General features: G+C 71.4%; 20 protein-coding genes. 7 read left to right on the top strand and 13 right to left on the bottom strand.

What is annotated here, in order from left to right; genetic code table 11:
- Positions 1-179: 179 nt before the first annotated feature.
- The 3 genes from OG344_RS13610 to OG344_RS13600 form a co-directional block, all read right to left on the bottom strand.
- Positions 180-1085: a class F sortase gene (locus tag OG344_RS13610; RefSeq protein ID WP_405088538.1), complete on the bottom strand. Its 906-nt coding sequence runs from the start codon at positions 1083-1085 to the stop codon at positions 180-182.
- A 9-nt stretch (positions 1086-1094) separates the two neighbouring features.
- Positions 1095-2027, bottom strand: a complete 933-nt coding sequence (locus OG344_RS13605) for a hypothetical protein (protein WP_405088537.1) — start codon at positions 2025-2027, stop codon at positions 1095-1097.
- A 157-nt stretch (positions 2028-2184) separates the two neighbouring features.
- Positions 2185-3312 carry a hypothetical protein gene (locus tag OG344_RS13600; protein WP_405088536.1) on the bottom strand — a complete coding sequence of 376 codons (1128 nt, stop codon included), beginning with the start codon at positions 3310-3312 and terminating at the stop codon, positions 2185-2187.
- Between the two features lie 149 nt (positions 3313-3461).
- Here OG344_RS13600 and OG344_RS13595 point away from each other — a divergent pair, with 149 nt between their 5' ends.
- Positions 3462-4286, top strand: a complete 825-nt coding sequence (locus OG344_RS13595; RefSeq protein ID WP_405088535.1) for a hypothetical protein — start codon at positions 3462-3464, stop codon at positions 4284-4286.
- 51 nt (positions 4287-4337) lie between these two features.
- Here OG344_RS13595 and OG344_RS13590 read toward each other — a convergent pair whose 3' ends face one another.
- A complete protein-coding gene (locus OG344_RS13590; RefSeq protein WP_405088534.1) occupies positions 4338-5366 on the bottom strand; it encodes a class F sortase in 1029 nt (342 codons plus the stop codon).
- A gap of 11 nt (positions 5367-5377) precedes the next feature.
- Entirely contained in the window at positions 5378-6781 is a 1404-nt protein-coding gene (locus OG344_RS13585; protein ID WP_405088533.1) for a hypothetical protein, read from the bottom strand.
- 239 nt (positions 6782-7020) lie between these two features.
- Here OG344_RS13585 and OG344_RS13580 point away from each other — a divergent pair, with 239 nt between their 5' ends.
- Positions 7021-8166, top strand: a complete 1146-nt coding sequence (locus OG344_RS13580; protein ID WP_405088532.1) for an acyl-CoA dehydrogenase family protein — start codon at positions 7021-7023, stop codon at positions 8164-8166.
- On the opposite strand, the gene OG344_RS13575 is transcribed toward OG344_RS13580, so the two are convergent.
- Complete coding sequence (locus OG344_RS13575) at positions 8163-9689, bottom strand: FAD-dependent monooxygenase (RefSeq protein WP_405088531.1); 1527 nt, start codon at positions 9687-9689, stop codon at positions 8163-8165. The genes OG344_RS13580 and OG344_RS13575 overlap by 4 nt on opposite strands.
- 72 nt (positions 9690-9761) lie before the next feature.
- Here OG344_RS13575 and OG344_RS13570 point away from each other — a divergent pair, with 72 nt between their 5' ends.
- Positions 9762-10499 (top strand): TetR/AcrR family transcriptional regulator, encoded by a 738-nt coding sequence (locus OG344_RS13570; protein ID WP_405088530.1) that lies wholly within the window; start codon positions 9762-9764, stop codon positions 10497-10499.
- On the opposite strand, the gene OG344_RS13565 is transcribed toward OG344_RS13570, so the two are convergent.
- From OG344_RS13565 to pdxH, 4 genes are all read right to left on the bottom strand, one after another.
- Complete coding sequence (locus OG344_RS13565) at positions 10465-10626, bottom strand: hypothetical protein (RefSeq protein ID WP_165900601.1); 162 nt, start codon at positions 10624-10626, stop codon at positions 10465-10467. The genes OG344_RS13570 and OG344_RS13565 overlap by 35 nt on opposite strands.
- A 42-nt stretch (positions 10627-10668) precedes the next feature.
- Positions 10669-12894 (bottom strand): SpoIIE family protein phosphatase, encoded by a 2226-nt coding sequence (locus OG344_RS13560; RefSeq protein WP_405088529.1) that lies wholly within the window; start codon positions 12892-12894, stop codon positions 10669-10671.
- Between the two features lie 120 nt (positions 12895-13014).
- Complete coding sequence (locus tag OG344_RS13555) at positions 13015-13719, bottom strand: metal-dependent transcriptional regulator (RefSeq protein WP_327043644.1); 705 nt, start codon at positions 13717-13719, stop codon at positions 13015-13017.
- 134 nt (positions 13720-13853) lie between these two features.
- Positions 13854-14498: a pyridoxamine 5'-phosphate oxidase gene (gene pdxH / locus OG344_RS13550; protein WP_327043643.1), complete on the bottom strand. Its 645-nt coding sequence runs from the start codon at positions 14496-14498 to the stop codon at positions 13854-13856.
- A 170-nt stretch (positions 14499-14668) separates the two neighbouring features.
- On the opposite strand from pdxH, the gene OG344_RS13545 reads away from it, so the two are divergent.
- Positions 14669-15775, top strand: a complete 1107-nt coding sequence (locus tag OG344_RS13545) for a citrate synthase 2 (RefSeq protein WP_405088528.1) — start codon at positions 14669-14671, stop codon at positions 15773-15775.
- Positions 15776-15869: 94 nt separating this feature from the next.
- Here the strand turns inward: OG344_RS13545 and OG344_RS13540 are convergent, their stop codons facing one another.
- Positions 15870-18632, bottom strand: a complete 2763-nt coding sequence (locus OG344_RS13540) for an ABC transporter substrate-binding protein (RefSeq protein WP_405088527.1) — start codon at positions 18630-18632, stop codon at positions 15870-15872.
- Positions 18633-18754: 122 nt separating this feature from the next.
- On the opposite strand from OG344_RS13540, the gene serC reads away from it, so the two are divergent.
- On the top strand, positions 18755-19867 hold the full coding sequence (serC, locus tag OG344_RS13535) for a phosphoserine transaminase (RefSeq protein ID WP_405088526.1): 1113 nt from the start codon (positions 18755-18757) through the stop codon (positions 19865-19867).
- Between the two features lie 30 nt (positions 19868-19897).
- On the opposite strand, the gene hemC is transcribed toward serC, so the two are convergent.
- A complete protein-coding gene (hemC, locus tag OG344_RS13530) occupies positions 19898-20902 on the bottom strand; it encodes a hydroxymethylbilane synthase (RefSeq protein ID WP_405088525.1) in 1005 nt (334 codons plus the stop codon).
- A gap of 285 nt (positions 20903-21187) precedes the next feature.
- Between hemC and OG344_RS13525 the strand changes: the two genes are divergently transcribed.
- Positions 21188-21754, top strand: a complete 567-nt coding sequence (locus OG344_RS13525) for an RNA polymerase sigma factor (protein WP_405088524.1) — start codon at positions 21188-21190, stop codon at positions 21752-21754.
- Positions 21751-22431, top strand: coding sequence for a hypothetical protein (locus OG344_RS13520; protein ID WP_405088523.1), 681 nt, complete (start codon positions 21751-21753; stop codon positions 22429-22431). Before OG344_RS13525 ends, OG344_RS13520 begins: the two co-directional genes overlap by 4 nt.
- A 9-nt stretch (positions 22432-22440) precedes the next feature.
- Here the strand turns inward: OG344_RS13520 and OG344_RS13515 are convergent, their stop codons facing one another.
- The gene (locus OG344_RS13515; protein ID WP_405088522.1) at positions 22441-23061 is read right to left on the bottom strand and encodes a rhomboid family intramembrane serine protease; all 621 of its coding nucleotides are present in this window, start codon (positions 23059-23061) and stop codon (positions 22441-22443) included.
- Between the last annotated feature and the right edge of the window lie 59 nt (positions 23062-23120).

Genomic DNA, 23120 nt, shown 5'->3' with positions numbered 1-23120 from the left:
GTAAATTCGCACAGCGGTTCGCCTTCCGGCGAAACCCCTACCCCTGCCCTGCTCCGCAGGGAGTCCGATTCCTCCCCCGCCTGAAGACGGAGGTCTCCTCGGAGGCTTCGATGATCGGTCGAAGAGACGATAGTCCTACAGGGGCGTTCTCCACGACCCTTTCCGGCGGGCCGCCCGGTTCAGGACTTCGGTTTCGCCAGGCGGGTGCCGGTCATCAGGGCGTAGACGATGACGTTGTCGGTGTAGTGACCGGTCGTGTGGTTGTAGGAGCCGCCGCAGGTGATCAGCCTGAGCTCGGCGTCCGCGGCCTGGCCGTACACCCGGCTGGTGGGGAACGTCTGCTTGTCGGCCTGCTCGATGCCGCCCACGGTGAAGACCGCGATCGTCCCGTCCATGCGGGTGACCTCGATCGTGTCGCCGTACGCGAGCTCGTGCAGGCGGCTGAAGACGGCGCTGCGCGAGACGGTGTCCTTGTGGCCGAGCATGACGGCCGGACCGGCCTCTCCCACCGTCGGGCCGCCCCGGTACCAGCCGACGAGGTTGTGGTTGTTGATCGGCGGGGTCTGGATCGCGCCGGCGCGGTCGAGACCGACCGAGGTGATCGGCGCATTCACCCCGATCTTGCGGATGATCAGGCGCTTGGGCGTGGACGGCTGCAGGGCCGGGGCGGCCGGGATCTTCGGCAACGGCGCCGGGGCATTGGCGACCGCCTGCGTGAGGGGCTGCCCCACGCCGCCCGGACCCACCGACTGAGCCAGCCCGTTCGGCGGAACCACCATCTTCAGCGACGTACGGCTCGACGGAGCGTACTCGTCCGGGTGGTTCACCATGATCACAACACCCACGAGCACGGTGACCAGCCCCACGATGGCCGCCGTGATCAGCACGCGGCGGGCCGTGAGCGCGGCGCCGCCCGGAGGCGGCTCCTGCTGCGGCTGCTGTGCGGGCTGCATCTGAGGAGGCAGCACGACCTGCTGGAAGACGGGCTGGCCGTAGACCGGCTGCGGGTACCCCTGACCGCCCGGCCCGGGAGGCATGCCGTACGGCTGGCCCGGCGGGTACTGTCCAGGTGGCGGGGTCGTCATGGCACCGTCCTACTGCCTCGCCGGCCTGCGCCGGGTCCGGAGCACGAGCCCGCCGCCCCCCGCCGCCAGCATCAGCGCGGCACCGGTGAGCACGAACAGGCGCGCGTCGGGGCCGGCGTCCCCTCCGCCGCCGGTGGCGGCGCCGCCCGCGGGCGTGTGGGGAACCTGCTCCGAACCGGTCGTCGCCTTGTCGGTCGCGGGCTTCGCGGTGACCGTCTCGTACACGGTGCGGGTGCCGCGCGGGGTGGGCGTCGCGCTCGGCGTCGGCGTCGGGGTGGGGGTGGGGGTGGGGGTGGGGGTCGTGCTCGGCGAGGCCGTGACCGCGATCGTCACCGAGGCGGGCGTCGTGCTGGTGCCCGACGTCGCGAGCAGACACGTGTAGAGCAGGGTGGGCGTCGTCGTGACGGTGCCCGTCCCGGCGGGCGCGTACATGTTGATCTTGAAGTCCTTCGCCGTGAGAGCGACGGACGTCGCCCCGGCGGAGGGGGTGATGGTCAGCGTCGCCGCCGGCAGCGGGGGCATCGTCCCCTGGGCGGTCACGTTCGCGGCCACCGCGCTGGTCGGCGAGGGCGTGGAGACGCCCGCGGTCGCGGTGGCGGGCAGCACCGTGGCCGCCACACTGGGCAGCAACTGGAGCGACGCGCCGCTCTCGATCGCCACCGGCGCCGGGAAGGGCGACTCCGCCGAGGTGACCGGCACGATGGTCAGGGTCGCGGTGTACTGCGTGCCGGTCCCCGCCTGCCTGGGGATCTCCGTGAGTGACACGGTGAAGTCATGGGCGACTTCGGTGGAAGGGCTGGTCCCGGTTGAACAGTTGTAGCTCACGGTCTTCGAGTCGGCCTGCGCGTCGAGCGCGGTCAGGCCGAGGAGGACGCCCGCGCTGACTACGCCGGCCGCGGCGGCTCTCCCGGCGACACGGCCCCGCGCCTTGAACTTCAGCACTGACTTCTCTCCCCTACTTGTGCCTCAGGATGAACAGACGTACCAGCATTCCAGAGTACGGTCACGACAGGGTAGAGAGTTTACGGACAAAAGCCCCAACATTGCCGCCGATTCCCCAAAACTGGTCATGTTTTCGTTATCTTCGCATCACGCCACGCTACCGCCCACCGTACGGGCGCGGGCGCGGGCCGAACCGGCGGAGCAGCAGCCCTCCGGCCGCGGAGGCGGCCATCAGCAGCAGGCCGGTCAGCACGACGACCCGGGCGTCCGGGCCCGCGTCGCCGCCCGCGCCCGTCTGCGCGCCGCCGATCGGGGTCCTGCCGACCTGCGCGGTCACCGTGTGGGAGACGGTCGTGGTCGCCCTGGCCGTGGCGGTGTGGGTGACCGTGGCCGTCGCCGTCGCGGTCTCGGTCGCCGTCGTGGTCTCGGTCGGGGTGGGCGTCGGGGTCGTGTCGTCCGCGTCACCGGTGTCCGAGGGGCTCGGCGAGGTGGAGGGGGACGGCGAGGCGGCGACCGTGAGCGCGAGCGAGGCTCCGGCCGCGGTGGCCGGCAGGGTGCATGTGTAGAGCGCCGCTCCCGTGCCCGTCCCGGACGGCAGCAACCGCAGCGTGAAGTCTCCCGCCGTCACGCCGATGACCCCGGCCGCCGTCGGGGCCAGAGTGACGACGAGATCGGGGATCGGCGACAGGGTGGCCTGCGCCGCCACGGGCGTCCCGGCCGTCACCGTCGCCGAGGGGCTCAGCGTGCGGCCGCCCGCCGCGGCGAGGGACTCCTTCGACGGCTCCGACTCGTCCGGGGACGGGGCCGTGTCGGTGCCGCCCGGCGGATTCGCGTCGACGTCGGGCGGAGTCGGGGTGGGAGTCACAGTCGGAGTCGGAGTCGGGGTGGGCGTCGCGCTGGCGCTCGGGGAGGGCGAGGGGGACCCGCTCGCCACCGGAGTGCCGGTCACCTCCATCACGCCCTCGGCGACCACGACGTCGTCCGACGCGATGGACGTCGGCGCGAGCATCGGCGTCTGTCCCTCAGCGGCCGTGGCGGGGGCCATCCGCCAGGTGATCTGGACGTTGCCACCCACCGCGGGGTTGTCGGGCCCGAGCAGGGTCACGCTCACCGGGTAGGTCCCCTGGCCGCCACCCAGCGCGGTGCAGGAGTAGACGACGGTCTTGGTCTCGCTCGCGGCGAGCACCGGCCACGTCATCAGTGCGAACGCCGCCGTCGCTCCCGCCGCCACCCGCGCCGCGATTCGTCGCCGGGCAGTTCGCTGCCGGGCGCTGGGGTCGGCCACGACGTCTCTCCCGCCACCTCAGTCACGTACAGGTTGGCCTCAGTCTCCCAGGAGCTGACCATCGCCATAACCACATGCACCGAGAAGTCAGGAAATTCTCAGGGAACCCTCATGGACTTCCGGCGGTAAGGAGGACGGAGGTGACTGAGATGAGACGACTGATCCTGGCCCTCGCCGCACTGGCGGCGGTCCTGGTGACGGCGCCGCCCGCACACGCCCGGGCGGGGTTCTGGGCCGTCACCGAACTCGACCCGCTCCCCGCGACGCTGCGGCCCGATGTGTCCTACACGGTCGGCTACTGGGTGCTGCAACACGGCACGCATCCGTACGACGACTACGGCGCGCTCGGGCCGACCGGCCTGCTGCTGACGGGAGAGGACGGCACGACCCTGAGTTTCGGTGGGACGCCGTTGCCGGATCCCGCCCACTACGCGACGACGATCACGGTGCCCGCCGGGCGGTGGCGGGTGCAGGGCGTGCAGGGCAAGTTCGCGCCGTACGAGGTCGGGACGCTCACCGTGCCGGGAACGCTGAAGCCGGCCCCGCCGCAGTACGCGATGCAGGCCGGATCGGAGATCACGGACTACTGGGGCCAGGTGAAGCCGCCGGGGTTTCCCTGGAAGGCGGCGACCGTGATCCCCGCCCGAGCGCGGTTCGCCACCCCGCCGGGCGCCCCGTCCGAGCAGAGGGCAGGGCAGGGGGCCGGGCAGACAGCCGGGCAGGCAGGACTCGCGCCGCCGTCCCCGCAGCCCGCACAGGCGAAGCGGCTGGACGGAGTCACGGCCGCGAGCGCCGACGACTCCTCGCCCTGGCGGCAGCCGTACGCGCTGATCGTGGTGGCGCTCGCGGCGGTGGCCGGAACGCTGCTGGTGCAGCGCGCGGTCCGGGCCGCTCGTGCGGCGGGACGCCGCGAGCCGTACGACCCGCCCGAGCGCGAGGCGCGGGAGGGCGAGGAGGTGATCGGACTGGGCTGACCACCCGCCGGGGTGAGGGGCGCGACGGCGCCCCTCACGGGCGAGCGGGGATCACTTGCCCTTGGTCGCCGTCAGCGTCGCGTAGACGACGATGTTGTCGGTGTAGCTGTGCTCCTTGGCGTTGAAGACGCCGCCGCAGGTGATCAGCCGCAGCGACGACGTGATCGTGTTGCCGTAGACCCGCTTGGTCGGGAACGCCGACTTGCTGACCTGCTCGATCCCGTCCACCGTGAAGATCGCCGTCTTGCCGTCCGCGCGCAGTACGGCGATCTTGTTGCCGCGCTTGAGCTCGCGAAGGCGGCTGAACACGGCGGCGCCCTTACGGGTGTTGACGTGCCCGAGGATGATCGCCGGTCCCTGGTCGCCGGGGGCGGGCCCGAAGCGGTACCAGCCGGTGAGGCTCGGCCTGCTCAGCGGCGGCGCCTGGATGACGCCGGACTTCTGCACCCCCACGGAGCCGACGCGGGCCTTCACGCCGATCGACGGAATGCTGAGCTTCAGCGGTCTGCCGGTGGCCTTCGCCGCCGTGCTGGTCTTCGCCTTGTTCGTAGACGCCGTGTTCGAGGACGAGGACACCGGCGAGGAGGACGACGAGGCCGTGGTGGTGGTGAGGGCCAGCGGGCCGATCGGCTGGATGGCGGGCAGCGGCGGCGGCGCGGTCGGGTTCGCCGCCGTGAGCGGCACGCCCGGCCCGCCCGGGCCGACGGTCGGAGGCAGGTACGCCTCGCTGCCGACGTCCTGCACGTTCAACTGAACGCCCGGCACCTGAGCGGTGTCCTGGGAGTCACCGGGCGACAGCACGGCGAGCATGCCCGCCATCACGGCGGCGATGCCGCCGAACGACCCGGCCACGAGCAGCGTCGCGAGAACCGGCTGCGGCAGGCCCTTCCGCTTCCCCGCCGTATCCCCCTGGCCGCTCGGCGCGCTCGGCGCGCCCTGCGCGTTCGGCACACTCTGCGAACTCTGCGCGGCCTCGCCGCTCTGCACGTCCTGGACGGCTTCGCCGCTCGTCGCCTTCTGGACGGCTTCGCCGTTTTGTGTGTCCTTGGCGGGGGTGCCGCCCTCGGGAGTCGGGTTCATCGTCATCCTCCTCAGGCCCGCTCGCCCGCGTGCGCCGCCCTGCGCCGCAGCAGTGCCACACCGCTGAGCACGCCGATCGTCAGTAGCGCGCCGCCCGAGCCGAGCAGGAGCGGACCCGAGGCGGCCATCCGCTCCGGAGCCTCACCGGTCTGCGCGCCGCCCTGCGGGGTGACCGCCACCTGGGCCACCGTCGGCGTCGCGGTCAGCGTCACGGTGCGCGTCGCCGTCGGCGACGGGCTGCCCTTGACGACCACACTGGTCAGATAGCTCTGCGTCGCCGCCACCGGCGGAGTCGGACTCGGCGTCGTGCTCGGCGACACCGACGGAGACGGCGAGTTCCCGTCCGGCGGCGGGCTGTTGCCGTCCGGCGTGCCACTCGGCGATCCCGACGGCGAGGTGTCGGGCGAAACCGACGGAGAACCGTTGGGGGACGGACTGCCCGGCGTGTCACCGCCGGCGATCGTCACCTGCACGGCGACCGGAGCACTGATGAGCGTGCATGTGGCGCGGTACTGCGGCGGCGGGCCGGGCAGCTCACCGGTGATCACACGGAAGGCGTCCAGCAGCGTCCGCTTGTCCTCGGCGCTCTTGATGGAGATCGTGTGCTCGCCGTACTCCAGTTCCGTGAAGCTCCACAGGGTCTGGCCGCCGACGTTCGAGTCGTTGACCAGCGTGCCGTCGTCCTTCTTGTTGGGCTCCACCCGCGGCGGAGTTCCCGGCTGGTTGTCGACCCAGATCTCGACCGGCCCCGCATGCCGGTCCCGCTGCGCGACGTACTCGATCCCGGTGCCGGTGAAGGTGAGCGCCGCCCACGCACCGGCCTTGTTCGTCCGGTGGTAGTCGAGGTGGTAGTCGTTGTCTCCGCTCGGCCGGTCGTTGACGTCCGTCCAGTCACCCGCGCTGTAGGTGATCGAGAGATCATCGTCGTTGACCATGACCTCCGAGGCGGGGGGCCGGAAGTCCACGTAGAGGTTCCCCGGCTTGACCGTCACCGTGCCGGCCCTCGTCGTGTACGCGAAGTCCGAGATCGTGGTCGGCAGAGTGAGGGGGGTCCCCTTCTTCATCGCCCCAGCCTGGTCGACGTTCCCCACCGGCTGGAGCTGTCCCTTCCAGCCGTCGCTGAGGTTGACCTCTCCGGTCGCGTAGATCCTGCCGCCGTTGGGCAGCAGGGCGGGCGCTCCGAAGCGGGTCGCGTCCCGGTAGGCCAGGTTCCAGCCGACGTTGAGGGGATCGCCCACGTTGAGCGTCGTCGGGACGGTGAGCTTCGTCCGCAGATAGACCGTGCCGGACCCGGAGGACGCGATGCCCTGGTTGCAGGCGTAGTCGACGACGAGGTCGGCGGTACTGGCCGTGGCCGTCATCGCCGGCACGACCACCGCCGCCGTTCCGGCCAGGCCGAGGGCCAAGGCGGCCATGGTCCTAGGGAGACCCGCTCTCCACCGATTCACCACATACTCCGATCAAAGGTCCGCGCCCTGGCGGGCCTACAGCAAACGCGAGCTAGATCTTAGAGGCACGGAAGTGGTCAAAGGGGTCGTTATGGCGATGGTGTCGGAGTTGTGACCCGCCGTTGAAGGAAGAGCCGATCGACCGGGGCCCGACCAGAATCGTATTCTGGTGCCGCAGACCGTTCCTGCCCCCGGAGGCGTACCTGATGCGGCGAGACCTCTTCGACGAGGAGCACGACCTCTTCCGTGAGACCGTCCGTGAGTTTCTGGCCCGTGAGGTCGTCCCTCACCACGCGCAGTGGGAGAAGGACGGCATCGTCCCCCGCGAAGTGTGGAAGAAGGCGGGCGAGCTGGGCATGTTCGGCTTCTCGATACCAGAGGAGTACGGCGGCTCGGGCATCTCCGACTTCCGCTACAACACGGTGATCGTCGAGGAGATCATCCGCGTCGGCGCGTCGGGCCTGGGCTTCGGCCTGCACAACGACATCATGGCGCCGTACCTGGTCGATCTCACGAACGACGAGCAGAAGCAGCGGTGGCTGCCGGGCTTCGCGTCCGGCGAGCTGATCACGGCCATCGGGATGACCGAGCCGGGAGCCGGCAGCGACCTGCAGGGCATCCGCACCACCGCCGTCCGCGAGGGCGACCACTACGTGGTGAACGGGCAGAAGACCTTCATCACCAATGGCATCAACTCCGATCTCGTCGTGGTCGTCGTCAAGACCGACCCCTCGGCGGGCGCCCGCGGCACGTCGCTGCTGATGCTGGAGCGCGGCATGGAGGGCTTCACCCGCGGCCGCAACCTGGAGAAGGTCGGCATGCACGCCCAGGACACGGCCGAGCTGTTCTTCCAGAACGTCCAGGTGCCGGTGGCCAACCTCCTCGGCGACGAGGAGGGCCAGGGGTTCTTCCAGCTGATGAACAATCTGCCGCAGGAGCGGTTGTCGATCGCGGTCGCGGCCGTGGCGGCGGCGGAGACCGTCCTGGAGGAGACGATCGAGTACTGCCGCGACCGCACGGCCTTCGGCCGGAACCTCGGCAAGTTCCAGAACACCCGGTTCCTGCTGGCCGAGCTCGCCACCGAGGTCGAGATCGCCCGCCACTATGTGGACAAGTGCGTACGCGCGCTCAACGCCGGGGAGCTCACGGCGGTGGACGCGGCCAAGGCCAAGTGGTGGACGACCGAGCTGCAGAACAAGGTCGTCGACCGGTGCGTCCAGCTGCACGGCGGCTACGGCTACATGCTGGAGTATCCGGTCGCGAAGGCATGGCTGGACAGCCGCGTCCAGACGATCTACGGCGGCACCACCGAGATCATGAAGGAGATCATCGGCAGGTCGTTCGGCTTCTAGTCGTCCTGCCCCCGAGCCAGGAGGCGGTCGAGCACGCCGTCGAGCCGTTCGGGGCCGCCTTCGGCCCGCCAGGCGACGTACCCGTCGGGGCGTACCAGCAGCGCGCCGCCCGGCGGGATCTCGGCCAGGTCGACGGCGTGGGCGTCCAGGCCGAGCCGGGCCGCCGCATCCGCCCACGCGGCGCCGCCCGCCTCGTCGCGGTCTCCGCCGGGCCGCCTGGTGAAGACGGTGAACCGCGACCGTACGAGGTCGAGGGTGGACACGCCCTCGGACACCCAGGCGTGCGGCATCCGGGAGCCGGGGGAACCGTCGAGGCAGGCGACGACGTCCTCGGCCGAGGGCGGTCCGGGCCGCGGATCGATCACGGCCGCGGAGACGTACCGCTGGCCGAGGTGGACGACCGGGGCGTTGAGAGCGCCCGCCCGCGCCCTGGCCTCGGCCGCGGCGGGGCCGTGGCCCCAGTGCAGGGCGGGGTCGGACATCCGCACCAGCGCCTGCTCCATGGTGAGCGACGCCACCGGCCGGCGTTCGGCGTCGTAGGTGTCGAGCAGCGCGGGCCCGGCCTCACCGCGGAGCACGAGGGCCAGTTTCCAGGCCAGATTGTGCCCGTCGGCGACACCCGTGTTGAGGCCGAAGGCGCCGAGCGGCGGCACGGCGTGCGCGGCGTCCCCGGCCAGAAACACCCGGTCCTGCGCGAACCGCTCCGCGACCTGGGCCCGCGCCCGCCAGACCAGCGTGCTGAGGATCTCCACCTCCAGGTCCGGCACGCCGGTCGCGGCGCGGATCAGCGCGGGGGCCGGCTCCCGGTCGAGTCCGGTGAGGAACACCCACTCCTTCTCGCCGTCGATCGTGATGAGCATGCCCGGCGCGGCCGAATCGGTGATCTCACAGGCCACGAAGTGCCGTCCGCGGACCAGTTCCCGCAGGTCGGCGCGGAAGAGGATGTTCTGCCCCGGTTCTGTGAGCGCACCCGGACCGGTCACGCCGATGCCCAGCGCGGCCCGGACCCCGCTACGGACGCCGTCGGCCGCCACCAGGTAGCGGGCCCGCACCCGCTCTCCCGTGGACAGTACCGCCGTGACGCCCTCCCCGTCCTGGGTGAACGAGACCAGTCCGGCGCCGTACGACACGGTCGCGCCGCGCTCACGGGCGGCGGCCAGCAGTACGGGGTCCAGCCGGTTCTGCGGGCAGGGGCCGCGTAACGCGGCGGGGCTGTAGGGCGCCTGCCGGGAGACGGCGGGCGCGGGCGGGGCGGTCTCCGCCAGGTTGGCCAGGGTCCGCGCCCTGGCCTTGCCCAGGGCGCCCGCCGACCAGTCGAGGGCGACCGCGTCCACCGCGCCGGCCAGCCCGACCTCCCGGAGCATCTCCACCGTCCTGACGCCGATCCCCGTGGCGCGCGGGTGCGACTGCGGCCCTTCGGCGCGCTCCACCAGCAGTGTCCGCACTCCGTGGTGGCTCAGGAAGACCGCCGTGGCCAGCCCGACCGAGCCGCCTCCCACAACCAGCACCTCTGTCGTCCGCATGGCTCCCCCTACATGATGGGTACAGTGTTCCCTCATCGGGAACACTGTACCCATACCGGTACGATGGACGCCATGGGTGCGGAGAGCTCACTTCCGGGCCGGGTGTGGGGCCGGGAGCGGCCCACGCCCCGGCGGCAGGCGCCGACGGCCGGGCGGATCGTCGAGGCGTCGATCGCACTGGCCGACGCCGAGGGGCTCGACGCGCTCTCCATGCGGCGTGTCGCCGCCGAGCTCGGCTCGGGCACGACCTCGCTCTACCGGTACGTGACCGGGCGCGACGAACTGCTGGAGCTGATGGTCGACGCGATCGCGGGCGAGATGGAGCCCGCCCCGCTGACCGGCGACTGGCGGGCCGACCTGGCGGCGATGGCGCGCGGGCATCGGGAAACGCTCCTGCGCCATCCTTGGCTCGGCGCGGTGATGGCGACCCGGCCCGCGCTCGGCCCGAACTCCCTGCGCCACATGGATCACGCGCTCGCCGCCGCCGGGCAGCTGACCTCCGACATCACGCTGGCGGCCGGCATCGTCGCCCTCGTCGGCGACTACCTGGCGGGAGCCGTCTCCCGCGAGGTGGCCGAGCAGGAGGCGCAGCGCCGGACCGGCCTGACGGAGGAGCAGTGGCGGGCGGGGGTCGGCCCGTACATCCGCGAGGTGATCGAGAGCGGCGCCTACCCGCAGTTCGCCCGCCGGGTCGTCGAGGCTCGGGACCAGACCTACGGCGAGCGGTTCGAGTTCGGGCTGGCCTGCCTGCTGGAGGGAGTCGCCGCGACGTGCGTCAGCGGTGCTGCTGGCCCCACAGGAGCAGCATGACCAGCACGAAGACGATCATCACCCCCGCGTAGGCCACCGTGCCCAGCCGGAAGAACCGGCGCACCTTGTTCAGCAGCCACGCGAACAGGAACGCCAGGAAGACCAGAAGGATGAGTCCGGGGTCCATGACGATCAGTATGCGCGTCTTTCGCCGCCCGCGCGCGTCAAGCTACCGGCCGCCGATGGGGATCTCGAACCAGACCGCCTTGCCTTCCCGGGTCGGACGCGAACCCCAGCGCCGGGCGAGCTGGTCGACGAGGTAGAGGCCCCGCCCCCCCTCGTCGTTCTCCCCCGCGCTGCGGATGCGCGGCAGGCGCAGGTCCTGGTCGAAGACCTCCACCCAGACGGACTCCCCGCCCCGGCGCAGCCGGAGGGTGAACTCCTTGTCGCCGGCCATCTCCTCCTCGAAGCCCGGCACGTCCCACGACTCGTCGAAAGGCAGCGGCGGGCCGTCGAGCACCAGCTCGCGGCGGGGCACGCCGGCGCTCGCGGCGTGCAGGACCACGTTGGTCACGACCTCGGAGACGAGCAGGCAGGCCAGCTCCGAGCGCTCCTCGGGCACCTGCCACGCCTTGAACGCCTCGGACGCCATCCGCCGGGCCTCGCTCACCATGATCGGTTGCGCCGGGAACGTCCGCTCCTGCGACTGCAGCTCGGTGCCGGCGGCGCGGACGACGAGGATGGCCATGTCGTCGTCGATCTCGCCCGGGACGGCCCCGGTCGCGAGGTCGGCGATGCGCTCGACGGACTCCGCCGAGGACTTGGCCAGTTTCTCGCGGAGCACCGTCATCGTCTCGTCGTCGTCGTACACACCCGCGGCCGCGTCGCGCGGCGGCCTGCGGTCGACCAGGCCGTCGGTGTAGAGCAGCAGGGTCGCGCCGGCCGGCAGGATCCTGGTCTCCTCCTTGTAGACCAGGTCGGCGTGCATGCCCTTGGCCCGCACCCCGAGCGGCTGGCCGACCTCGGTGATCTCCAGGTCCCTGACCACGCCGTCCACGAGCAGCAGCGGCGGCGCGTGCCCGGCGTTGGCGAACCACAGCTGCCTCGACCAGGCGTCGTACACCATGTACTGGCAGGTGACGATCGGCGGGTTGGTGATGTCGGCGCCGAAGTCGTCGTGCTCCGGCGACGCGACCACGCGGGTCCACTCGTCCAGCCGGGCGAGGATGTCGGCGGGCGGCTTGTCGTCCTGGGCGAAGGCCCGCAACGCGGCCCTGAGCTGGCCCATGACCGCCGCGGCCTTGGCCCCCCGGCCCTCGACGTCGCCGATCACGATGCCGACCCGGCCCGCCGACAGCGGGATCACGTCGTACCAGTCGCCGCCCACCTGGGTCTGGATGCCCTGGCCGTGGGTGGCGAGCGGGGCGGCGGGGAAGTAGCGGTGGGCGATCTCCAGCCCGTCGAACGACGGCAGCACACGCGGGAGCAGGTGCTTCTGGAACGACTCGGCGGTGTGCCGTTCCTCCTCGAACAGCAGCGCGTTGTCGACGGCGAGCGCGACGCGGGTGGCGATGGCGCCGACGAAGTCGCGGTCGAAGGTGTCGTAGTGGGGCGAGTGCCGGTTCGTGAGGTTGGACAGGATCAGGTACATCAGCCCGAGCGTCTCGCCGCGCACGCACAGGGGGGCGACGATGGCGGAGGTCACCCCGATCTCGCCCCACAGGCGAGCCTCGCCCTCACTCGGCGCCGGATAGCTGACCTGGGAGAAGTCCTCGACCATGATCGTTTCTTGGCGGCGCAGCGCGGTGTCGGCGTAGTGCCCGAGGGGGTAGGCCATCTCCGCGCCCACCGGCGGCCAGGAGCCCGGTGGCGGCGTCCAGCCGTTCACGTGGGTGGAGACCTTGCGGACCAGGCGGTCGCCCTCGGCCAGTTCGATGAAGCAGTGGTCGGCGAACTGCGGGACGAGCGACTCCGCGACCCGGTTGAGCGTCTCCTCGACGTAGAGGGAGCCGGCCAGCCGTTCGCCGATCCGCTCCAGCAGGCCGAAGCGGTCCTTCTCGCGCTCGTTGCTGCGCATCGCCTCGCGTGCGGTGATCACGATGCCGGTGATCGAGCCGGACGGATGCCGCAGCGGCACCGCCTGGGCCCGTACGTAGATCAGCGTGCCGTCGCCGCGGACCACGTCGAAGGTGCCCTCCCACACGCCGCCCCGCAGCACCTGCTTGGCGAGGTCGGCCGCGAGCGGGTGGTCGTGGTCGGAGATGCCGAGCGTACGCAGCGACTCCCGGCCCGGATTGGCCCCCACCCGGCCGAACAACCGCTCGGCGAAGGGGTTCCAGTAGAGGACGTTGCTGAACCGGTCGGTCACGACCACGGCCATCTCCGCGTGGTCCAGGACGGAACCGGCGGTGAGTCGGTCGTCCGCGTCCTGTGACAAGTCTCCCCAGCGCCTCATGCCACGACCTTCCCTTGACGAGGCGGGTTCGCTATGCCGGGCACTGGCGCTCCTGCGAAGGCTGGGTCGCGAGAAATGAAGGGACTCCCTACGGGATTCAACCAGGCACAACTCTTTCCGTCATCGTCTGGTGACGAAAACGTGAGAGGCCACATCGCGCGGAAGCTCCGCGGTCGCGCTGCCCACCTCACCATCACCTGTCACCCGTACACCGTTGTCGCTCGCCGCGAGCGTGACCTCGCGTCCGGGTTGTATCCCAACTTGCTTGAGTTTAAGCATCACAGCCGGATCGCTTTGCACTTGTTCGCTGATTCGCCGCACGACGACGGACACGGCGGTCGGACCCGCGAGGGTCACCATGGGAGACACCATCTCATCTCCGGCCGAACCGGGCTGGGGCACCCCCAGCTCGTCGAGACCGGGGATCGGGTTGCCGTGCGGGCAGAACCGGGGGTTCTGCAGCAGGCCGACAAGCCGGGTCTCCACCGACTCCGACATCACGTGCTCCCAGCGGCACGCCTCGATGTGGACCTCCTCCCAGGGCATGCCGATCACCTGGGTCAGCAGGCACTCCGCCAGCCGGTGCTTGCGCATCACCCGGATCGCGAGCGTGCGGCCCAGGTCGGTCATGCTGAGGTGTCTGTCCCCCTGCACCTTGACCAGGCCGTCGCGTTCCATCCGCGCCACCGTCTGGCTCACCGTCGGGCCGCTCTGCTGCAGGCGTTCGGCGATCCGGGCACGGAGCGGCACGATGCCTTCCTCTTCGAGTTCGAAGATCGTACGGAGATACATCTCCGTCGTGTCGATCAGGCCGTGTGCGGTCAAGGCTCCTCCACTACTACAACGATGCTACGACCTCCCCCGCGTTCGCAGCCGACCCTATTGGGGAAGCGACCCAGGATGGGAAACATCGGAGCCCAGCGATTCCTTCCTGCCGAGGTCGGTCGGCGGCCGCGGGGTCATGGGGCCAGGCGCTCCATGACCCAGGAGCCGCGCGCCAGCCGGTAGCGGAGCCGGTCGTGCATGCGGTCGGTCCGGCCCTGCCAGAACTCGACCTCCGCGGGCGCCACCCGGAAGCCGCCCCAGAAGTCCGGCATCGGCGGGTCCTCGGGCCAGCGCTCGGCCAGTTCCCGGTAGCGGGCGTCGAGCCGCTCGCGCGACTCCACCACGGCACTCTGGCGGGAGGCCCACGCGCCGATGCGCGAACCGTACGGCCGGGAGTGGAAGTAGGCCGCGCTGTCCTCGCGCGAGATCCGGGTGACCGAGCCCTCCACGCGGACCTGCCGCCGGATGGGATGCCAGGGGAACAGCAGACAGGCCCGCGGGTTCTCGGCGAGGTCGCGGCCCTTGCGAGACTCGTAGTTGGTGAAGAAGACGAACCCGCGTTCGTCGAACCCCTTGAGGAGGACGGTGCGGGCGGAGGGGCGGCCGCCGGCGGAGCTGGTGGCGACGACCACGGCGTTAGGTTCGGGCAGTCCCGCGGCGACGGCGTCGGCGAACCAGAGCGCGAACTGCGTCACCGGGTCGTCGGCCATGCCGGATTCGAGCAGGGGCTCACCCTCGTAGCTGTGCCGGAGCCCGGGCAGGTGCGAAGCGCTGTCCACGGAAAGGTATTGTCGCGCGCCCGGCGCACTTCTCACCCGGTGGCCCCCAACAGGGGGAACGGCGTGGGGGAGGGGCGGCGACACGACAGTGTCACACTGCGGGTTAAATTGACCCGCCGGTATCTCGACATCAAGGCTCTGGACTTCACAAGAGAGGGAGGCGGCCGAGAATGTCCGACTTCAAACCCGGGCTCGAAGGCGTGGTGGCGTTCGAGACCGAGATCGCGGAACCGGACAAAGAAGGGGGCGCCCTGCGATACCGGGGCGTCGACATCGAAGAACTCGTGGGCAACGTCTCCTTCGGGAACGTCTGGGGCCTGCTCGTCGACGACAGGTTCCAGCCGGGGCTGCCCCCGGCGGAGCCGTACCCCGTTCCCGTCCATTCCGGCGACATCCGAGTAGACGTACAGAGCGCGCTGGCCATGCTGGCGCCCGCGTACGGCTTCCGCCCGCTGCTCGACATCGACGACGACCAGGCCCGCGACGATCTCGCACGCGCCTCGGTCACGGCCCTGTCGTTCGTCGCGCAGTCGGCCCGCGGCCTGGGGCTGCCGATGGTCCCGCAGCAGCGCGTGGACGAGGCCGAGAGCATCGTCGAACGTTTCATGGTCCGCTGGCGCGGTGAGCCCGATCCGAAGCACGTGAAGGCCATCGACGCGTACTGGACATCCGCCGCGGAGCACGGCATGAACGCCTCGACGTTCACCGCCCGCGTGATCGCCTCCACCGGCGCCGACGTCGCCGCCGCCCTGTCGGGGGCGGTCGGCGCGATGTCCGGCCCGCTGCACGGCGGCGCGCCGGCGCGGGTGCTGCACATGATCGAGGGCGTCGAGCAGATGGGCGACGCCCGCAAGTACGTCCAGAGCGAGCTGGACAAGGGCAACCGCCTGATGGGCTTCGGCCACCGGGTCTACCGTGCCGAGGACCCGCGTGCCCGCGTGCTCCGCCGTACGGCGAAGGAACTGGGCGCGCCGCGCTACGAGGTCGCCGCCGCGCTGGAGACCGCCGCGCTGGAGGAGTTGCACGCCCGCAAGCCCGACCGGGTGCTCGCCACGAACGTGGAGTACTGGGCCGCGGTCGTCCTCGACTTCGCCGAGGTGCCGTCGCACATGTTCACCTCGATGTTCACCTGCGCCCGCACCGCCGGTTGGGCCGCCCACGTCCTGGAGCAGAAGCGCACGGGCAGGCTGGTCCGCCCCAGCGCGAACTACGTGGGCCCGAAGCAGCGCTCGATCAACGACGTGCCCGGCGCTGGCGAGGTCGTCGGCAGGGTCTGAGCAGCCGCCCGAGGGACTGCCGAGGGCCCGCGGCTTTCCGAGAGAGCCGCGGACCCCCGGCCGTCCCCCGCGCCCGCTCGGCGTGCGGAGGCCCTCAGCGCCGGGATCCGGCGTCCTCGCCGTACACGTCGGCGAGGTGGTCGCAGACGCCGCCGGGCGGTACGGACTCCCGCAGGCTGAGACGCCCGCAGCGGACCGCCACGCTCACGCCGCCGCCGGCCTTCACCCGCATGATGGCGATGGTCTTGTCGACGGGGTCGTGTGCCTCCCTGCCGCCGAAGTCGATCACTCCGCTCGAACCGTTCCGGGCGAGCCGCCCGGAGACGAGCGCGAGCCGGTAGAGGAGGTCTCCCCTGCTGGGCAGCCTCCTGCCCTGGTAGGCCCGGTTGGCCGAGTCGTAGAAGAGCTCGACCGCGTCGTAGCCCAGGATGAGGTTGTCCTCCGACTCGGTCGAGTCGCGGCCGAGGAGCGACTGGATGTATCCGGTCGGCTGCGTGCCGTGGTCCCGCGCCGGCTCCCGCCACAGCTCCCGGCTCGCGAGCGCGGCGTAGTACACCTGCACGCGCCTGTAGTCGCCGATCTCCTTGCCGTGGTCGGTGATCACTTTGATCACGTCGTCCCCCGCGATCACCTTGACCTGCCCGTCGCTGCACTTCTCGACGGCGTCGACGAAGCCGAGGAACTCGGTGGCCCGGCCCGCGTACAGGATCACGTCGGGATGGCGCCCGCAGGCGACCGACGTCGCCTCGGCGATCCCGCCGCCGTCCACGGTGTAGTAGACCTCGTCACGCTCGGAGATCCTGATCCCCTGGTCGCCGGCCGCCTCCTTGTAGTCGCGGGCGAGATTGTTCGTGTAGCTGTCTCCGGGCGACCGGTCCTGGACGATCACCGCGGTGGGCGAGGCCTTCCCGGGCAGCAGCGTCCGGCGGACGAACCGGGCGACGAGCTCCGCCTCACGCCAGTTCGTCGGGCCCATGCGGAAGTAGTAGGGGGACGGCCGCCTGGGCGCTGTGTCGGACGTACCGGCGGTGTCGGCGGTGTCGGGCACGTACCCCAGGTCGTCCGCGGTCGCGGTGGTGGAGAGCATCGGGATCTTGGCCTGGTGCAGCACGCTGATCGCCTCTTCGACGCCCTCGACACTGCGCGGGAAGCCGATGACGCCGAGCGTGTGCGGGTCCTCGGCGGCAAGCCTGCTGACCAGCTGGGCGGCCCGGCGCCCCTGGCGGAAGTCGGCCCCGGCGTTGGCGATCAGGACCTGGAGGCGGGGAACGTTCCGGACCGCGCTCTGGTACTGCTCCACGGCTTTCAGCTCCGCCAGCGCCCCGGCCACCCGGCTGTCGTCCTCCGGCGCGTTCTCGCCGGGCTCGGCGGGCTCGCCGTCCGGCCGCGGGCTCCTGATCGAGTACTCCCCGAACAGGACCACGTTCACGTACGCGCCGACGTTCCGGGCGGCGGCATTGTTGTCGTCGATCCGCTTCACGACGGCGCCGATGTTCCTGCCGAACAGGTTGTCGGGGGCCGGGCCGTCCGCGTTGACGACGCCCACGCACTCGTCACCGACGAGCTCGGCCCAGGACAGGCCGCCGCAGCGCGCCTTCTGGTCCTGGTAGATGCGCCAGGCCAGGGTGACCGGGCCGACGACGAGCAGCGCGATCACGCACCAGTATCCGAGCGCCCGCATCCGGCTGGGCAGCAGCCGCGGCCGGTAGTCGTCGTCGGGCGTGGGGCCGGACGTGGTGGCCAGCAGGCGCAGCGGCGGCACGCGCCGCCGCACCCGGGCCCGCCAGGCGTCGGCCAGCTCCGGCAGCTCCGGCAGCTCCGGCAGGCGGCCCTCCGTGACCGCCCTCGCCTCCGCGGCCTTCGGCTCCGGCACCGCGGCCAGCACCAGCATCGGCGGGAGGAGGCCGGTCTCCTCCGTGGTCTCCTCCAGGAGGCGCAGGAACCGCTCGCCGGCGCACCCCGGCAGGGTGGCGTCCAGGACCAGCAGGCCGTACAGGCCGCGGCCCCAGCTCGGCCAGGGAATGATCCACTTCTGGTACGCCTGGCGGAGGTCCTGGCACAACGCGTGCACCAGCAGCCGGTCGGCGTCCTCGTCGCTCGCGCTCGCCACCCGCAGGGCGTACTGCGACAGCCGCTCGAACGGCTTCCTGGTCAGGTACGGCTGCCGCCGGAACCAGCCGTTGAAGAACGAGCCCCGGACCGACAGCAGCCCCTGGACGACCGTGCCGGCCGCGAAGACGAGCAGGCCGAGCGCCCACGGGAGCACGCCGACCAGGTCCGGCGCGCTGTCGAGCCACCAGGGCGCGTGGTCGCCGGACACCCGGGTGCTGAGCAGCACCGCGGCCAGGGTGCCGACCGGCAGCCAGGTCGTCGCCGCGCGCCCGAAGAAGTCGGCCGCCGTCCTGCGGCCCTGGTGCCCGCCGTGCCTGCCGCCCCGCCAGAGCTTCAGCCGTTCCTTGAACTCCTCCAGGTTCCCGCGCGACTGCGGGTCGGGCCAGCGCGGGGACGGCGGCCCGCCGCGGTCCGGCTCCGGCGGCAGGTCGCGCTGCCTGCGCGCCCACAACACGAACTGCACCAGCGAGAAGCGCGGCGGCGGCAGGAACGAGCCGCCCACCGGCCTGCCGAGCTGCCCCTGCTCCCCCGCCAGGGCGTCCACGAGATCGTGCAGCGTGCCGTACCGGCCGGCCGCCACCGTCGCGTGCGGGAGGCAGTCCTCGAACGGCGCGGCGAGACGGCGCGCGGCCTCGAACGCGTCACCGTCCCGTTCGACCACGAACACCAGGGGCAGCGGCTGGTCCGGCAGCCAGAAGAACGGCCTGCGGACGAGTTTCTCGATGACGCCGTGCACGTCGGCCACGTGGATGTCTCCCGGGAGGTGGAGTCCGTTTTCGGGGTGGTGCGCGCGGTGAAACGCGACCATGGTGTCTCATAATCCGGACCATGGTCTAGAGCATTCGCAGGTCTCACTACGCTTGAACCGTGGCTGACATCGTGATTCCCGCTGACATCAAGCCCGCTGACGGCCGTTTCGGCTGCGGGCCCTCGAAGGTACGCCCCGAGCAGCTCGCCGCTCTGGCCGGCGAGGGCGCGAAGGTGATGGGCACGTCCCACCGGCAGAAGCCCGTCAAGAACCTCGTCGCCCGCGTCCGCGCCGGGCTCACCGACCTGTTCTCCCTCCCCGAGGGGTACGAGGTCGTGCTCGGCAACGGCGGCACCACGGCGTTCTGGGACATCGCCTCCTTCGGGCTGATCCGGGAGAAGTCGCAGCACCTCAACTTCGGGGAGTTCTCCTCGAAGTTCGCGACGGTCGCGAAGAAGGCCCCCTGGCTCGCCGACCCATCGGTGATCAAGTCGGAGCCGGGCACCCACCCGCTGCCGGTCGCCGAGGAGGGCGTGGACGTCTACGCGCTCACCCACAACGAGACCTCCACCGGCGTCGCCATGCCCATCAAGCGCGTGGGTGACGACGGGTCGCTCGTCCTCGTGGACGCCACCAGCGGCGCGGGCGGCCTTCCGGTCTCCGCCGAGGACTTCGACGTCTACTACTTCGCGCCGCAGAAGAGCTTCGCCTCCGACGGCGGCCTGTGGATCGCGCTGTTCTCGCCCAGGGCGCTGTCCCGGGTGACCGAGATCGCCGAGAGCGGCCGGTTCGTCCCCGAGTTCTTCAGCCTGCCGACCGCGATCGACAACTCGGTCAAGGACCAGACCTACAACACGCCGGCGCTCGCCACGCTGTTCCTGCTGGCCGACCAGCTCGACTGGATGAACGGGCAGGGCGGCCTCGGGTGGACGACCGCCCGCTCGGCCGACTCCGCCTCGCGCCTGTACACCTGGGCCGACAAGACGTCGTACACGTCGCCGTTCGTGGCCGACCCGGCGCAGCGCTCCAACGTCGTCGGCACCATCGACTTCGACGACTCCGTGGACGCGGCGGCGGTGGCGAAGGTGCTGCGGGCCAACGGCATCGTGGACACCGAGCCGTACCGCAAGCTCGGCCGCAACCAGTTGCGGATCGCGATGTTCCCGGCGATCGACCCCGCCGACGTCGAGGCGCTGACCTCCTGCGTCGACTACGTGGTCGAGCACCTCTGACGGTTCTCCCGGTGGCCGCCGCCTCCATGGTCACTTGCGGGTGGCGGTGATCAGGCGGCGCGCCCCCTGATGCAGCAGATCGGCGGCCACGCGGGAGCCGAGGGTGGCCGGGTCGTCGAGGTCGCCCCAAGCATGGGAGCGGACGAACTCGCTGCCGTCACGGTTGAAGACCATGCCGAACAGCGACAGCTTCCGGTCGGCCGTCTGCGTGGCGTACCCGGCGATCGGGCTGTTGCAGTGACCGCGCAACATGTGCAGCATGGTCCGCTCGGCCAGGATGTACCGCGCGGCCGCGGCGTCGTTGAGCTCGTCGAGCAGTCGCATCACGGGGGCGTCCGCCTGCCGGGCCTGGATGCCGATGACACCCGCGCCGGCCGCGGGCACCATCGAGACGACACCCCCGTCAGCGGGGTGGAACTCCACGGGGAGCACCTCGTAGTGGTACCGGCCGAGGATGCCCAGCCGTACCAGGCCGGCGCGGGCCAGGACCAGAGCGGCGTAGCGGCTCCCGTCCTCAAGTAGCTTGTCCAGCCGGGTATCGATGTTGCCGCGGATGCGTTCGGTGCGCAGGTCCGGCCGGTACATCGTGAGCTGCGCGCGGCGGCGCACCGAACTGGTGCCGATCAGGGATCCGGCGGGCAGGTCGGCGAGCGGTGTGCCGTCGGGGGTGATGACGACGTCGTGGACGTCGTCGCGGGGCAGGTAGGCGCCGAAGGCGGTGCCCTCGGCAAGGGGGACGTCTCCGGGGACGTCCTTCATGCAGTGGACCGCGATGTCGATCTGCCCGGACACGAGGGCACGGTCGATCTCCTTGCTGAAGGCGCCCTTGCCACCGAGCTCGGACAGGTCGCCGGGCCACAGGTCGGCGCTGACCTGAGTGGGCACGACCTCCGTCTCGATTCCGGGCGCCTGCTTGCCGATCAGCGCGGCCGCGTGCTCGGCTTGAACCCGCGCCAGCGCGGATGTGCGGGTGCCGATCCGCAACGGACTCTCCGCGAATCGGGACAGCAGGACGTCGGACAGGGCATCGGTCATAGGTTCGGTCGCTTTCGCATGGTTGCAGGTCGGAGCGGGCCGTCTGTTGCGCGGCCCGCCGTAAGGGACGGTAGTCCGCCCGCCTGCCGTACGGGGACCCTCGGGTGTCTCCCGGCCGACGGTGGACACGATCCCGGCGGCGAGCAGGGCCAAGGTCGGCGTGCGCCGCCGGGTGGCACGCCACCGCACCTCGTCGGCTTTTTCTTTTTCCTCCGGACGTGTAACGGTACGGGGCGCTCCGTCCAAGCAGGGGTGTGCTGAACCACATGACCGAGGGGAGCGCCGGTGCGCCGTGAACAGACCGGTCCGGCGGACTTCGCCCGAGATCCCGACGCGTTCGAGACCTTCTACCGGCGGCACGTCGACGCCGTGACGCGGTTCCTGGCCAGGCGGGCGGCCGATCCGCACCTGGTCGCCGATCTCACCGCCGAGGTGTTCCTCGCCGTGCTCGACTCGGCGCACACCTACCGGCCGGACCGGGGCAGCGAGATCGCCTGGCTGTACGGCGTGGCCCGCAACACCGTGCTGGCGCAGCGCCGCCGTACGGCACGGGAGTTGCGAGCCACCAGCCGGATCGCGGGCCGCCGCCTGCTCGACGCCGACGACATCGCCCGCCTGGAGGAACGCGTCGACGCCGAGTCGCCGGCCCGCCTGGCGCTGGAGGCGATGGCCGATCTGCCCGACGGCGACCGCGCGCTGCTCGAACTCGTGGCGGTGGACGGGCTCAGCCCGGCCGAGGCCGCCGCCGCGCTCGGCATCGGGCCGGGCGCCGCCCGGGTCAGGCTGCACCGCGCCCGGCGGCGGATCCAGCGCGTCCCCGGAGTCATGGAGCTGATCGGAGGAACGAAGTGAACGACACGTTCGAGGACAGGCTGCTCGCGGAGCTCAAGGCGGAGATCGTGGCACGGGAGGCCCGGACGCGCGCGCCGGGTGTGCGCCGGATCCCCCGGCTCCGCCTCCTGGCCGGGGCCGGGATCGCCGTCGCCGCCGCCACGGCCGTCGCGGTGCCGCTCGTGATCGGGCAGCAGACCCCGGCGTACGCGCTGACCAGACACCCGGACGGCTCCATCAGCCTTCAGATCAACGAGTTCAGGGACCCGGACCAGGTCGAGCGGGACCTGGCGAAGATGGGCGTGCGGACCGACGTCACCTATCTGCCGCTCGGAAAGAGATGCGCCGACGGACGCGCCCCTTTCGTCGCGGGCGACCACACGTCCACCTCGAAGGAGGACCTGGCGAGCAGGGATCCGGCCGTGCAGGCGCGGATCCGGAAGGAGGCGGAGAAGCTGGCCTCGGCCCGGGCCATCCGGCCGGAGCACGGAATCACGATCCGCCCCCGGTTCATCGAGCCGGGGCAGATCGTCATGATCGAGATCAACGAGAACCCGGTGCCGCCGGACGCCGCCCGCCCGGGAGTGGCCTGGCAGTTCAGCGGGCGCCTGACGGACGGCCCGGTCAAGCCCTGCCAGGTGGTCGACGATCCCGGAGCGTTCGACATGGGGACCGCCGGGCCGCCGCCCGGGTCCTGAGTCCGTGCGTCAGTAGGCCCGGCGGCGGCGGAGCAGCCAGGCGGCGATCACACCGCCGATGAGGCCGAACAGGTGGCCCTGCCAGGAGACGCCCGGCTGGGTGGGCAGGGCCCCCCAGAGGATCGAGTAGTACGCCACGGCGACCACCACGCCGAGCACGATGTCGAGGGCCCGGCGGTCGAACAGGCCCCGGGCCACGACGTAGCCGAAGTAGCCGAAGACGAGGCCGCTCGCACCGATCGTCAGCGTGTCGGGCGGGCTGGTGAGCCACACGCCCATGCCGCTCACCAGGATGACGATCAGGCTCGCGGCGAGGAAACGGCCGATGCCCCGGATGGCGGCCACGAACCCCAGGATCAGCAGCGGCACCGAGTTGGCCATCAGGTGGGCGAAGCCCGCGTGCAGGAACGGGGCGAACAGGATCCCGGGCAGGCCGTCCGGCTCGTGCGCGACGATGCCGTACCGGTCGAGCCTGTTGTTCTCGACGTAGTCGATGATCTCGATCGCCCACATCGCCGACACGAGCACGATCATCAGGATCGCGCTGCCGAGGGCGCCGGTGAGCAGCTCGGACGTGCGCTCCCGCATCGACCGGCCGGACGGGGGCAGCCCGGACCCGGATACACTCATGGATTCACCGTACGCAGTCACGCCCATGGACGAGCGGACTGCCCGGAACCACCCCCTTC

The organism is Microbispora sp. NBC_01389 (genome assembly GCF_045040095.1).
Classification (GTDB): Bacteria; Actinomycetota; Actinomycetes; order Streptosporangiales; family Streptosporangiaceae; genus Microbispora.
The sequence above is the reverse complement of the archived record's forward strand: the minus strand, read 5'-3'. Positions and strand labels throughout refer to the sequence as shown.

Excerpts from the sequence above, each read along its gene's own strand:
- OG344_RS13595 (WP_405088535.1), top strand. The coding sequence starts at position 3,462 with ATGAGACGACTGATCCTGGCCCTCGCCGCACTGGCGGCGGTCCTGGTG.
- hemC (WP_405088525.1), bottom strand. The coding sequence starts at position 20,902 with ATGACCGATGCCCTGTCCGACGTCCTGCTGTCCCGATTCGCGGAGAGT.
- OG344_RS13515 (WP_405088522.1), bottom strand. The coding sequence starts at position 23,061 with ATGAGTGTATCCGGGTCCGGGCTGCCCCCGTCCGGCCGGTCGATGCGG.
- OG344_RS13590 (WP_405088534.1), bottom strand. The coding sequence starts at position 5,366 with ATGAACCCGACTCCCGAGGGCGGCACCCCCGCCAAGGACACACAAAAC.
- OG344_RS13580 (WP_405088532.1), top strand. The coding sequence starts at position 7,021 with ATGCGGCGAGACCTCTTCGACGAGGAGCACGACCTCTTCCGTGAGACC.
- OG344_RS13565 (WP_165900601.1), bottom strand. The coding sequence starts at position 10,626 with ATGGACCCCGGACTCATCCTTCTGGTCTTCCTGGCGTTCCTGTTCGCG.
- OG344_RS13575 (WP_405088531.1), bottom strand. The coding sequence starts at position 9,689 with ATGCGGACGACAGAGGTGCTGGTTGTGGGAGGCGGCTCGGTCGGGCTG.
- OG344_RS13585 (WP_405088533.1), bottom strand. The coding sequence starts at position 6,781 with ATGGCCGCCTTGGCCCTCGGCCTGGCCGGAACGGCGGCGGTGGTCGTG.
- OG344_RS13560 (WP_405088529.1), bottom strand. The coding sequence starts at position 12,894 with ATGAGGCGCTGGGGAGACTTGTCACAGGACGCGGACGACCGACTCACC.
- OG344_RS13610 (WP_405088538.1), bottom strand. The coding sequence starts at position 1,085 with ATGACGACCCCGCCACCTGGACAGTACCCGCCGGGCCAGCCGTACGGC.
- OG344_RS13545 (WP_405088528.1), top strand. The coding sequence starts at position 14,669 with ATGTCCGACTTCAAACCCGGGCTCGAAGGCGTGGTGGCGTTCGAGACC.
- OG344_RS13570 (WP_405088530.1), top strand. The coding sequence starts at position 9,762 with ATGGGTGCGGAGAGCTCACTTCCGGGCCGGGTGTGGGGCCGGGAGCGG.